Here is a 12,324-nt window from a genome sequence, read left to right on the forward strand (position 1 = left end):
AGTAAAGGCCAATGGCCGGGCTTGCAATAGATCAGGTGTCAGACCCCGCAATTCACGGCGATGCGCGGCATCGGGCAATTGATTTGGCGTTCTTAGCGCGACAAACAATGGGGAACAAAAACCTCGAAAACGAGATATTGCAGCTTTTCCGGATGCAGTTGCGCAAATTTGAGCCTGATTGGGCAAAAGCACAATCGCTTCCCAACGTTGAGATCACCATTCATAGCATGCGCTCTGCCGCGCTGGGTGTCGGGGCAGGCGCCATCGCCGAGCTGAGTCGAACTGCTGAGCTTGAAATTCGCGAAAATGGCGGGAAAATTGGCGAGATATATGCGCAGCTTGCCAAAGCTGTTCGCGTCGCTCTGGACTATATCGACCAAATTTTGGGCGAATAGCCGCACATCTTCTCTCTTTGTTGTGGTTGTCATAGGCGCTTAGGGGCGCTATATGGCCACTGATCAGAGATAAGGGATAATTTTCATGGCAAAAATCACCTATGTTGAAGCCAATGGCACCAAACATGAAGTTGAAGCTGAAAATGGCTCAACCGTCATGGAAAATGCGATCCGCAATGCGGTGCCGGGCATTGTTGCTGAATGTGGCGGCGCATGCACTTGTGCCACATGCCACGTTTATGTGGATCCAGAATGGGTGAGTGTAACGGGCGGGCCTTCCATGATGGAAGAAGATATGCTCGATTTTGCTTTTGACGTGAATGACCGTTCGCGCCTGTCTTGCCAGATTAAGGTGAGCGACGAAATGGACGGTTTGGTCGTGCACGTACCAGAAAATCAGGCTTAGTTTAGCCTTAGAATTTCATTCCAGAATTCGCCATTTGGCGCAAAAATTCTATCAAAGGGGCGGGTTGTGAGTTTAATTTACTCACCGCCCCTTTCTTTTTGGGTTCGGTTTTCTCTTTTTCCCTATGAATGGGGAAATAAAAAAGCTATTTTATTTCAGTAGCTTGGCAATGGTTCGCCCCTCGATTATTTTGTGTAACAACTTAGACGAGGCGCGATGATGACCAAACTCGGCATTTTCCCAGTATCTATGAAGGTACGGGGCAAAAAAATTGTGATTGCAGGTGGCGGCCCAGAAGCCTTGGCGAAGGCCCGGTTGGCGGCCAAAACTGATGCCCACACCATAGTGGTTGCCCGTAAAATTTTTGCTGATTTCGGCGGCTTGGATATCACTGTGCTGGAGCAACCTTTCACCGAGGATTTGCTTGAAGGCGCAGCGATGGTGTTTTCCGGCGATGAGGGCCCAGATGCGGATTTGGCCAAAGCCGCAGCGCGGGCGCATGGCGTTCCGTTGAATGTGGTGGACAAGCCAGACGAGTGTGATTTTTACACCCCGGCTATTGTGGATCGTGCGCCTTTGTCCGTTGCGATTTCATCTGAGGGCGAAGCGCCTGTGATGGCGCGGTTGGTGCGGGCTAAAATTGAGGCCTTGTTGCCGCTGTCTTTGGGGAAAATTGTGAAATTTACTGGTGGCTTACGCGAAAAAGTTGAGCAAACGATTCATTCGGGTGATCAGCGTCGCAAGTTCTATCAAGATTTGCTGGCCTCGCCAAAATATGAGCGGCTGGTGGCTGATGATCGGGATCAGGATGCGCATTTATTTGCGGACTGGTTGATGCAAGCACGTGCCGAAGGGCAGGGCTTTGTGCACTTGGTCGGCGCAGGTCCGGGTGCGGAAGATTTGCTAACGCTTCGCGCGCAGCGCGTGTTGCAAAGCGCAGATGTGATTGTGCATGACCAATTGGTGCCAGACGCCATTGTGGAGATGGGCCGTCGCGACGCGGAACGTTTTGCAGTTGGTAAGGCCAAGGGCAGTCACTCCTTCACGCAAAAGCGCATCAATCAGATGTTGGTTGACTTGGCCAAGCAGGGTAAGCGCGTGGTGCGGTTGAAGTCTGGCGATCCGATGATTTTCGGTCGTGCTGGCGAAGAAGTCGCGCATTTGCGGGCAAACAATGTTGATTTTGACATTGTGCCGGGTATCACATCGGCTTTGGCCGCGGCGGCAGACAGCGAAACCGCTGTCACATTGCGCAATGTTTCTTCAGGCATTGTCTTTGCAACTGCGCATGGCGCAGACAATCAAGTGGTGACCCATTGGGCCAGCTTGGCAAAGTCCGGCATTTCATTAGGCATTTATATGGGCAAGTCGATCTTGGCAGATGTGGCCAATGATCTGATCGCCCACGGGTTGGCAGGTTCAACGCCAGTGGGTGTTGTGGTCAATGCTGGTCGTGAAAACAGCACCCGTCATTTGGGCACTTTGGCGGGCGCTGAACAATTAAAAGAACAATTGGCCGAAGGGCCGGCGATCGTTTTCATCGGTGAAGCGATTGCCAGTGGCAATTGGCAACAATTTGAGGCGCAACTGCCTCAAACATTGCAAGTGGCATAGGTGGGGCAATGAAAGTAATTACAGGCAACGAGCTTTTGTCCGGCGCCGTCGTATATTTTTACGGCGAAGATCGCTGGGGCATGGATTTGCAGCAAGCGCAAATTTTTGACGACAAAGCGCCAGAAGTTGATGAGATTTTGGCGGCGGCAACCAAGAAGGACAAGGTGGTTAGCCTTGAAGCCATTCCGGTTGAAAAGCACGACAATCAATTGGTGCAAACCAACCGGCTACGCGAACAAATTCGCGCCAATGGCCCAACCGTCGGCACTTATGGCCGCCAGCATTTGAGTGAGGCTGATTATGTATCGCTATGATGAATTTGACGCCGCCTTTGTGCGCGAGCGTACCGCCCAGTTTTCAGATCAGGTAAAGCGCCGTGTTGCCGGGGAATTGACCGAAGATCAGTTCCGCCCGTTGCGTTTGATGAATGGTCTTTATCTGCAATTGCACGCCTATATGCTGCGGGTTGCGGTGCCTTATGGCACGCTGAACTCTCGCCAAATGCATAAACTGGCGCATATTGCCCGCACTTATGACCGTGGCTATGGCCACTTCACTACGCGGCAGAATATCCAATATAACTGGCCGAAATTGCAGGATGTGCCAAAAATTCTTGAGGAGTTGGCAGAAGTTGAGATGCACGCCATTCAAACTTCGGGCAACTGCATTCGCAATGTGACGACAGACCAGTTTGCCGGTGCAGCCCATGATGAGGTTATCGATCCGCGCCCAGTAGCTGAAATCATTCGCCAATGGTCGAGCTTGCATCCTGAATTTTCATTCTTGCCGCGCAAGTTCAAAATCGCCATCACTGGCGCGCCGCAGGACCGCGCTGCGGTGAAGTTTCATGATATTGGCTTGATGGCTAATGAGAAGGACGGTCAAGTTGGTTGGCGCGTGTTTGTGGGCGGCGGTTTGGGCCGTACGCCGATGGTGGCCAAGGAAATCAATGACTTTGTACCGCACGAAGATTTGCTCGCTTATCTGGAAGCGATCTTGCGGGTCTACAATCTGCATGGTCGCCGCGACAATAAATATAAGGCGCGGATCAAGATTTTGGTGCACGAAACTGGCATTGAGCAAATCCGGGAAGAAGTTGAAGCCGAGTTTGCGCAACTGAAGGATGGGGTGTTGACCCTGCCCCAGGAAGAGTTGGATCGGATTTCAACTTATTTCGCCGCACCACCGTTTGCTGCTGATGCAGAGGATGTGTTGGATGCCGAGCGTCATGCGTTGGAAAATCCGCAATATGCGAAGTTTTTGAAGCGCAACCTGTTTAAGCATCGTCAGCCTGGCTACACGTCCATCACCATTTCCTTGAAATCGGTGGGCGAGGTGCCTGGCGACGCGACAGACGAACAGATGGACGCGATTGCCGAGTTGGCCCGTGACTATAGCTTTGATGAGCTGCGCGTGAGCCACGAGCAAAATCTGGTGCTGCCGCATGTGAAAAAGTCCGATGTACGGGCCATCTATGAGCGTTTGGTCGAGATTGGCTTGGCCGAAGGTAATGCGGGTTTGATTTCCGACATCATCGCGTGCCCCGGCCTTGATTATTGTGCCTTGGCCAATGCCCGTTCTATTCCGATTGCGCAGGATATCGCCAAGCGCTTTGCGGATCGTGAAAACGAATTTGGCGAGCTGAAAGTCAAAATCTCCGGCTGCATCAATGCCTGTGGTCACCACCATGTGGGCCATATTGGCGTGCTGGGCGTGGAGAAAAAAGGCACGGAGCTTTATCAGATCACAGTGGGCGGTGATGCCACTGAGCACGCTTCTGTTGGCAATATTTTGGGCCGTGGTGTGACAGGTGATCAAGTGCCGGATGCGCTTGAGAAGCTGCTCGATGTCTATATGGCCAAACGCGAAAGTGCGGATGAGCCCTTTATTGACGCGTTCCGTCGTTTGGGTGAGGCCCCCTTTAAGGAGGCGCTTTATGGCTAGTTCCAACGCCGCAGCAGCGTTCACCCCGAAGGAGCGCCTGAGCGATCTGCAATTGGTTGCCTTGAATGGCATGTTTGATGAGCGTGACGCGCTGAGCGTGTTGCGCCATGCGCTGGAAGAATTGACCTCGCACCCCATCGCGATGGTCTCTTCTTTCGGCGCAGATTCTTCTGTGTTGCTGCACATGGTGGCGCAGATCAATCCGCATCAGGAAGTGTTGTTTTTGGAAACGGGCAAGCATTTCCCTGAAACGCTTGAATATGTGGAGACCATGAAGCAGCATTTGGGCCTGACCAATGTGCGTTTTTTGGAGCCAGACACCAGCGATTTGGCACGTTTTGACCCGAAGGGCGACCTTTGGCAAACCGATCCTGATAGCTGCTGCCATATCCGCAAAACGGAGCCTTTGGACGCCGCATTGAAGGCCTATGGCGGCTGGGTGACTGGACGCAAGCGCTTCCAAACCAGCGATCGCGGGGTGTTGCCACATTTTGAGTTGACCAGCGATGAACGTATCAAGGTTAACCCATTGGCCTATTGGGATTTTGAGGATGTGAAGGCCTATCGCGCCGAACATGATTTGCCACCGCATCCCTTGTTTAATGTGGGCTATTTGTCTATCGGTTGTGCGCCGTGTACCTCGATGGTGAAGGAGGGGGAAGACCCTCGCTCCGGTCGCTGGCGCGGGCGCGACAAAACCGAATGTGGAATTCATTTTGATGTAAGCGGCAAAATCGCAAAGCCGCAGGCCAAGGGACAGGGCATGAATACGCTTTTTAAAGACGGTCAATTTGTTGAAGATCAATGGCGTGATCTCAAAGAAGATGAAGCCTTGATTGATCTCGATCATGTTTTTGTGCCGTTTGCGCTTTATCTTGAGCATAAGGAGCGGATTTTGGGCAGCAATGGCGCCATTGGTTTGATTGTTGAGCCGGGCGACGATGTGCATTTGATCGGTGACGAAGCGAGCCGTTTTTCTGCGATTGCGGTTGAGTTTCCAAAGTTCGGTGATGGTCGGGGATATTCCTCTGCCCGCTTGTTGCGCGAGCGATATGGCTTTGAGGGCGAGTTGCGTGCACGCGGCGATATTTTGACGGACCAAGTGCAGTTTTTGCGCCGTTGCGGCTTTGACAGCCTTGTGGTTGTTGACGGACCAACGCGAAACGCACTAGAAAACGATGCGATTGCTGGTGTTTCAGTGTTTATGCAGCCCACAGGCCGCGACATTGAGGTGCCCGCAGGCACACGCCCTTTCTTGCGGCAGGTGAAATAATCTTTTTGGGGTGGTCCAGCACCCTTTAAACCGCAGGCGGTCCAGCGCCTGGAATAAGACACGAAGTGAGTGAATAAATGAGCGAACAAGAGATCGTCACCGATGTGGTGATTGTCGGTGCGGGTCCTGTTGGACTTTTTGCGGTGTTTGAACTGGGCCTTCTGGACATCAAATGCCATTTGATTGACATTCTGGACAAGCCGGGCGGCCAATGCGCTGAGCTTTATCCGGAAAAGCCGATCTATGACATTCCAGCCTTTCCCGAAATTTCTGGGCAAGAGCTGACCGATAATTTGTTGAAGCAGGCGGAGCCATTTGGCCCGACCTACCATTATAACCGCATGGTCAACGAGATCGAGCGGCAGGATAATGGCGACTTCCTCGTGAAAACCGATGCGGGCGAAACCTTCCGCTGTAAGGTTGTGGTGATCGCTGCTGGCGGTGGTTCGTTCCAGCCGAAGCGTCCTCCCGTGCCAAACATTGAAGAATATGAAAACCAGTCTGTTTTCTATGCCGTGCGCAAAATGGATGATTTCCGCGATCATGATATTGTGATTGTTGGCGGCGGCGACAGTGCACTGGATTGGACCTTGAACCTTGCGCCTTTGGCCAAAAGCCTGACGCTTGTGCACCGTCGCGATAGCTTCCGCGCCCACACCGACAGCGTGAACAAAATGCGCGCCTTGGTGGATGAGGGCAAAATCAACTTTGAGCTGGGCCAGATTGCCTCGCTTGAAGGCGAAAACGGCCAGATCAGCGCCGTGAACATCAAAAATGCTGACGGCGAAAAAAGCCTGCCGGCAACCCGTTTGATGCCGTTCTTTGGCCTGACCATGAAGCTTGGCCCTGTGGCCAATTGGGGCCTCAATCTGCATGAAAACCTGATCAATGTGGACACTGAAAAGTTCGCCACATCGGAAGAAGGTATTTTTGCAATTGGTGACATCAACTATTATCCTGGCAAATTGAAACTGATCCTTTCTGGCTTCCACGAAGCGGCGCTGATGGCGCAGGCGGCCAAGAAGATCATCTCCCCGGATGAAAAAGTTGTGTTCCAATACACCACATCATCCACCAAATTGCAGAAGAAGCTTGGGGTGAAATAATGCATATTTACGTCACCGACCATAATGGCAAGGAACATGAGCTGGAAGCGCTGGAAGGCTGGCGCGTCATGGAAGTGATCCGCGATTGGGGCTTGCCCATCAAAGCCGAATGCGGTGGCGCATGTGCGTGTGCAACTTGCCATGTGTTCGTTGATCCCGAATGGCAGAGCAAGCTGCACCCCGCCACGGACGAGGAAGAAGATATGCTCGACACGGTTCCCGATGTTGAAGACAATTCTCGCCTTTCTTGCCAAATCCTGATGAGCGAAGAGCTCGACGGGTTGAAAGTTTCTCTGGCGCCGAGCGCAAAGCCCGACGCTGAGGTTGCATAGTTTTCGCTCACGGTTGAGCGCTGGTCGGTGCTTTGCACCGATCAGCTAACCTGCGCGGGCGCGGCGCTAAAGTGCGCCGGGCTGGCCGCCCAAGCCTTGTTCAGGTGCCCCCGGCGTTTGCGCTTATGGGGGCATTTTTATGGGGCGTCACTGGTTGCTGCGCTCGCATTTTCTGTCCTAACGTCGGACGGGCTGGCCTAGCACCCCCGGCATTATTGCGCGCCGCCGTCGTTCGCTGCGCTCACTACCCCGGCATCCCCGAAGTTTTTACGTGCCGCCACCGCTCGCTGCACTCCCGTCCCCGGCACCCCCGGAGTCTTTTTTGCCGCCACCGCTCGCTTCGCTCCCGTCCCCGGCACCCCCGCCGATTGGTGCCAAGCATTGAACTCTGATTTCCCGGCGCCATTTTTCCTCGACATCGGCCACACCCGCCGCCGTCACCCCAAGACTTGATCTTGGGGTCCATTTCACTTTTCCGCTTGCTGATGTGGTGGCGGTCCAATCACCTGCGCTCCTACAAGCTGACAACTCAAATGGATTGCAAGGCATTATTTGTCCTCACGCCGGACGGGCTGGTCTTGCAATGACGCGGTGAGGGTGGTTGGTGCTTTGCCAAAACATCTGCGTGTAATTGCCTACACATCCCCTTTGGCCATCCCGGCCTTGAGCCGGGATCAATTTTCCGCTTCCTGCCCACATTCGCGCAGACACACCAAAGCGCCTGACATGCGGCATGCATTCAGGGGATAAGGTTTGCGGGGCACGAGACGTTTCGGGGCTCGTGGTTGCGCAGAGAATTGAGACCGTTCACGTCTCGCACCAGCGGCGTTTTTCGCACCTTGGTCTGATTATGCGGGGTGCTGACCCAATAGTCCCAGCCGCACCGATGCGTTGCACCGGACGGCCCGCCCTTGGTGTCGGGCGAAATCAAATCAAAGGCGCGGTGCGCCGCGTCCGGCCCACCAACCGCTTCTTCATAAGTCTGTTTATTGCCGCCACCGGTCGCTTCGCTCCCGTCCCCCCCCCGTCATAATGGGAGGGCCGACAGCGGTCGCCACGGTCGCAGTTTACGCACTCACGCCGCGTGGCTGCCGGGCACCCCCGGCATTTTTACGCGCCGCCGTCGTTCGCTACGCTCACTACCCCGGCATCCCCGCCAGTTGGAGGGCCGATAGCGGTCGCTACGGTCGCATTTTCTGTCCTCTCGCCGGGCAGGCTGGCCCGGCATAGGGGTGAATGCGATCGCTTTGCTTGCGCCGATGCGCGGCATCCTGCCGACTGCTCGACAGGGAAACAGATATACCCCGTTGTTCGTCAACAACCGCGTGGGGCAGAAGATGGCGCCATTTTACCACGGGTTTTGGGGGCGGGGATAAGTTTGTGGGTTGTGATCGCGGTTTGTGGTGGGTGGCTTGGTTTTGATGAGTGAAATTATTGCTGTTTTTCAGTTGGTTACGTGCAGCCGATTGCGAAAATGAATATTTGTGTGCGATTTCAAATTTCAATTTAAAGTTGTTTTTATTGCACGTTTTGCGACCACATATCAGTCGTCATACTCGGGCTTGACCCGAGTATCCATGACGTCGTTCCACTTGCCGTGACGTGCGCGAGATGCGCTAATGTTTGCTTCGCTTGCAGTTCCGCATCTCTACCCAAGCAGTATTTTATAGTTTGGTTGGACGCGCCCATTTCCTGCGTGGCCAGCTGATCATGGACCATCGGGTCAAGCCCGAGGGTGACGTCGGGGAGGGGAAATGGTTGCGCGCATCCACCGCCGTTATTCCCGCCAAGCCATCCGGCGTGAGGAGAGTAAGGCGGGAACCCAGATGGGAGTTTATAATTAGCAAAATGAAAATCTCGCTTGCCATAACAAACCCCACATCTCACCTCACTCAATTCGTAATTCCGAGACGGATTTTTCTGAGATATTCGTCTCGATCAAATGGATTGAGACCCGAGTGTTTTCGAGTTGGTGGATTTCCAGAAATTGGCGCATGGTAAGAAAAACTAAACTCCAATACCCCTTCGCCACCGGAAAGATTGGGCAATATTTTTTGAATTTGCTGCGTATTGCTTGCTGAGATTGTGCCCTCCAATATGGTTTTAGCGCTTGCTGCATAGGTATTTGCGATTTCCGCACGTGCCTTGGCCAACTCTGGCATAAATTGCCCGACAGATGAGTTGGGCAATTCAAGGCGAAACTGGTTGATGGGTTCGCAGACGATAGACTTTGATTGGATAATGGCTTGCGCGAGGACAATCGGCGTCAGCCCGCGAAAATCTGCTGCGGTTGTAATCGGTGATATCCAACCTGTTTTGGTTATTGTGATTTCGAGATCAATCACACTCCACCCGAAATAGCCTTGCGTGAGGCAAGTCTCAATCGAGTTTTCAATTGTCCTGTAAAATCCGGCAGGCATTTGGCCTTTGTCAGCTTCCATGGAAATTTGGTTTCCAGTGCCAGCCCTTCTAGGTTCAATCCGCAACCCGAGTGTCGCATTGAATGGGTTTTCGGGTTGATCTGAAGTCATGACCACTTCACTAGGGTGAGCGATACGTTCAATGCAAATAACGGTGCTCTCTTCGAATGAGACCTCGACATTGGCCTCGTCAAATATTTGCCTCTGAAGTACCTCTTTTTGCACTTCGCCATATAGAGAAACGAACAAAGAGTTTTCGTCATCTTTCCGCAAATTGATAAGAGGATCTTGGTTTGCTAACTCCGATAGGGTGAACCAAAGTTTGGAGGCGTCGGCTGTTTTTATCGGCGTAATTCTTGTTTCCAATGTGGGTGGAGCGAATTGATGTGATTTGCCGTTTGTCAGTTTTTCACCTATGTGATCGCCAATTTTAGTATTTTTTAATCCATGTAGAATTGCGATGCGGCCCGCAGACACGTATTGTGATTTTCGAACCTCTCCTTTGTCGAAAAGTTGAATATTTTTCACTTGAGCCGTGCCGTTTGGCAGCGTGATTTCATCACGGTTTTCGATGCTACCTGCATGGATCGCGGCGTAGGCGATACGCTCACCACCCCAGCCTCGATCGATTTTAAAGATTGTTCCAGATAGGGGGCGTTCTGAACAATTGGCCTTTGAAGGTAAGTAAGTGTAGATCGCGTTTTGTATGGCGTTGCTGCCTGCACCTGTGACTGCCGAACCCATTATGACGGGAGTTACGCGACCCTTGGCGGTCTGCACGGCAAGATTGTCGACCAGATTTCGAGGGCTAATGCTATCTGGGTCATTTATGTAGTTGAAAAGCAGTTCTTCATCATGTTCGGCCAACTGCTCAACTAGGCTTTCGCGAACAGATTTGTCTTCAAAATCGTTTGGAATAAAGCTCGCGCTTTTGGTCGCCTCGTTTTCAACGCGACCTAATTTGACAGGGTGGACATCAAGCTGGCTGGCTAGATCGTCCACGATCAAAGCGGAGTTTGCACCCATTCGGTCGATTTTGTTGATGAAGATGAGCGTGGGAACGCCAAGTCTTTTGAGGGCACGCATAAGGATGCGGGTTTGCGGTTGAATGCCTTCTACCGCTGAGATGACCAAAATAGCGCCATCTAAGAGGCCGAGAATGCGTTCAACTTCTGCAATGAAATCGGGGTGGCCGGGCGTATCAATCAAATTGACCGTCAAGTCTGCGATTTCGAATGATACAACAGCAGATTTGATCGTTATGCCACGTTGTCGCTCGAGTTCGAGCGAATCCGTATGGGTGTCCCCACGATCAACAGAGCCAATATTGTGAATGATGCCTGCTTCGAATAGCAGGCGTTCGGTTAGACTGGTTTTACCCGCATCGATGTGGGCTAGTATTCCTAGATTTAGAGTGCGCATGGACGGCCATTTTCTCAAGATTAATGATCAGGTTTCTTGAAAAAACAACGTTCGCCATTTTTGCCTCTATGATCTGAATAAGGATATGTGGATGCTCGATCCACGCGGACAGGCTAGACCAATATTTGGTGTTGCGCAATATTGAGCTTATTAAGCTTCAGCAACCGCCTTCTTCCCCAACACCGTTTCGTGCCCCTCCATCGGATGACGTGGGATCAATCTTGCCAACAGCAACGAAATAAACGCAAAACCAGCTCCAGCCAGGAACACCGCTGCGGGGTTGGTGATCCAGATGAGGCCAAACACCACCGGGATGACCACGGCGGCGATGTGGTTGATGGTGAAGGCGACGGAGGCGGTGGGGGCCATGTCGCGGGGGTCGGCGATTTTTTGGAAATAGGTTTTCAGCGCAATGGCTAGTGCGAAGAAGAAATGGTCGATCACATAAAGGCTGGCGCCGAGGATCGGGTCGTTTACGAACGCATAGGCAGTGAACACCAAAATCAGGCCGATATATTCAATGGTGAGGGCGGTGCGTTCGCCAAAGCGGATGATGGCCGCGCCGATCTTGGGCGCGAAATACATATTGAACGCCACATTGATGAGGAAGAGGATGGAGACCTCGTGCACCTCAAAGCCGAATTTCTCCACCATCATCCAGGCCGCGAAAACCACAAAGATTTGGCGGCGGGCGCCGGACATGAAGGTGAGCGCGTAATAAAGCCAATAGCGTTTGCGCAGCACGATCTTTTTGATCTGCGGCACTTCTTCCTTAAACTGCGGGAACCAGAACACCATAAAGGCCACCAGCGCCAGCGTGAGGCCGCCGAAAATGGCGAAGAGGGCCGTATATGGCAGCTTAGCCCACTGATAAAGCCAAATGATCAGGCCGAACACGATCAATTGCCCGAAAGAACCGACCGCGAGAATGACGCCCAATTGGCGCGGGGCGGTTTCTTTTGGCAGCCATTGCAGCTGCAAAGACTGGTTCATCGTCTCATAATAATGAAAGCCCACGGACATGATGAAGGTGGTGATCAACAGCCCCGTCAGCGTGGGGAAATAGCCCGTGACGGCAACGCCTAAGCCCAATACCGCAAGGGAGATCAGGGCAAAGGTTTGCTCACGCAGCAAGAGCAACACAAACACGGCGGTGAAGGCGAGGAAGCCCGGAATTTCCCGAATGGATTGCAATAGGCCCATATCGGCGCCAGTGAAGGCGGCCTTATCGTGGGCGAAATTGTTGAGGAAATTTTGCCATGAGGCAAAGCTGAGCTGCATGGCGATGGCCATGAGGATCAGCATGAAATAGGGCGAGCGCAAAAAGGCGCGGTGTTTGACAAAGATGCTCATTGATTTTGAGTAGGCGCACTGGTCCAACCAGTCAAGCGCAAAAGCGGCAAAAGGGTTCT

At 52.7% G+C, this 12,324-nt stretch carries 10 protein-coding genes; 8 read left to right on the forward strand and 2 right to left on the reverse strand.

The features are described 5' to 3' along the window. The first annotated feature begins 11 nt into the window (after nucleotides 1-11). From ACP15Y_RS10095 to ACP15Y_RS10130, 8 genes are all read left to right on the forward strand, one after another. A complete protein-coding gene (locus ACP15Y_RS10095; RefSeq protein WP_424982942.1) occupies nucleotides 12-395 on the forward strand; it encodes a hypothetical protein in 384 nt (127 codons plus the stop codon). A gap of 85 nt (nucleotides 396-480) precedes the next feature. After that, nucleotides 481-801, forward strand: coding sequence for a 2Fe-2S iron-sulfur cluster-binding protein (locus tag ACP15Y_RS10100; protein ID WP_027834381.1), 321 nt, complete (start codon nucleotides 481-483; stop codon nucleotides 799-801). Between the two features lie 219 nt (nucleotides 802-1,020). After that, nucleotides 1,021-2,415: a siroheme synthase CysG gene (gene cysG, locus ACP15Y_RS10105; protein ID WP_424983091.1), complete on the forward strand. Its 1,395-nt coding sequence runs from the start codon at nucleotides 1,021-1,023 to the stop codon at nucleotides 2,413-2,415. Nucleotides 2,416-2,423: 8 nt separating this feature from the next. Continuing rightward, complete coding sequence (locus ACP15Y_RS10110) at nucleotides 2,424-2,729, forward strand: DUF2849 domain-containing protein (RefSeq protein WP_133571389.1); 306 nt, start codon at nucleotides 2,424-2,426, stop codon at nucleotides 2,727-2,729. Then, a complete protein-coding gene (locus ACP15Y_RS10115; protein WP_424982943.1) occupies nucleotides 2,716-4,359 on the forward strand; it encodes a nitrite/sulfite reductase in 1,644 nt (547 codons plus the stop codon). Before ACP15Y_RS10110 ends, ACP15Y_RS10115 begins: the two co-directional genes overlap by 14 nt. Continuing rightward, nucleotides 4,352-5,632 (forward strand): phosphoadenylyl-sulfate reductase, encoded by a 1,281-nt coding sequence (locus ACP15Y_RS10120; RefSeq protein WP_424982944.1) that lies wholly within the window; start codon nucleotides 4,352-4,354, stop codon nucleotides 5,630-5,632. Before ACP15Y_RS10115 ends, ACP15Y_RS10120 begins: the two co-directional genes overlap by 8 nt. A 77-nt stretch (nucleotides 5,633-5,709) precedes the next feature. Beyond that, complete coding sequence (locus tag ACP15Y_RS10125) at nucleotides 5,710-6,738, forward strand: NAD(P)/FAD-dependent oxidoreductase (RefSeq protein WP_133571386.1); 1,029 nt, start codon at nucleotides 5,710-5,712, stop codon at nucleotides 6,736-6,738. Then, entirely contained in the window at nucleotides 6,738-7,070 is a 333-nt protein-coding gene (locus ACP15Y_RS10130) for a 2Fe-2S iron-sulfur cluster-binding protein (RefSeq protein WP_133571385.1), read from the forward strand. Before ACP15Y_RS10125 ends, ACP15Y_RS10130 begins: the two co-directional genes overlap by 1 nt. 1,892 nt (nucleotides 7,071-8,962) lie before the next feature. On the opposite strand, the gene ACP15Y_RS10135 is transcribed toward ACP15Y_RS10130, so the two are convergent. Next, nucleotides 8,963-10,912: a GTP-binding protein gene (locus tag ACP15Y_RS10135; protein WP_424982945.1), complete on the reverse strand. Its 1,950-nt coding sequence runs from the start codon at nucleotides 10,910-10,912 to the stop codon at nucleotides 8,963-8,965. A gap of 150 nt (nucleotides 10,913-11,062) precedes the next feature. Next, nucleotides 11,063-12,265 carry an MFS transporter gene (locus ACP15Y_RS10140; protein ID WP_424982946.1) on the reverse strand — a complete coding sequence of 401 codons (1,203 nt, stop codon included), beginning with the start codon at nucleotides 12,263-12,265 and terminating at the stop codon, nucleotides 11,063-11,065. Between the last annotated feature and the right edge of the window lie 59 nt (nucleotides 12,266-12,324).

The organism is Maritalea sp. S77, assembly GCF_049801075.1.
Taxonomy (GTDB): domain Bacteria; phylum Pseudomonadota; class Alphaproteobacteria; order Rhizobiales; family Devosiaceae; genus Maritalea.

Bases quoted from the DNA above. Each gene is read 5' to 3' on its own strand.
- ACP15Y_RS10095 (WP_424982942.1), top strand. From the start codon at position 12: ATGGCCGGGCTTGCAATAGATCAGGTGTCAGACCCCGCAATTCACGGC.
- ACP15Y_RS10100 (WP_027834381.1), top strand. From the start codon at position 481: ATGGCAAAAATCACCTATGTTGAAGCCAATGGCACCAAACATGAAGTT.
- cysG (WP_424983091.1), top strand. From the start codon at position 1,021: ATGACCAAACTCGGCATTTTCCCAGTATCTATGAAGGTACGGGGCAAA.
- ACP15Y_RS10110 (WP_133571389.1), top strand. From the start codon at position 2,424: ATGAAAGTAATTACAGGCAACGAGCTTTTGTCCGGCGCCGTCGTATAT.
- ACP15Y_RS10115 (WP_424982943.1), top strand. From the start codon at position 2,716: ATGTATCGCTATGATGAATTTGACGCCGCCTTTGTGCGCGAGCGTACC.
- ACP15Y_RS10120 (WP_424982944.1), top strand. From the start codon at position 4,352: ATGGCTAGTTCCAACGCCGCAGCAGCGTTCACCCCGAAGGAGCGCCTG.
- ACP15Y_RS10125 (WP_133571386.1), top strand. From the start codon at position 5,710: ATGAGCGAACAAGAGATCGTCACCGATGTGGTGATTGTCGGTGCGGGT.
- ACP15Y_RS10130 (WP_133571385.1), top strand. From the start codon at position 6,738: ATGCATATTTACGTCACCGACCATAATGGCAAGGAACATGAGCTGGAA.
- ACP15Y_RS10135 (WP_424982945.1), bottom strand. From the start codon at position 10,912: ATGCGCACTCTAAATCTAGGAATACTAGCCCACATCGATGCGGGTAAA.
- ACP15Y_RS10140 (WP_424982946.1), bottom strand. From the start codon at position 12,265: ATGAGCATCTTTGTCAAACACCGCGCCTTTTTGCGCTCGCCCTATTTC.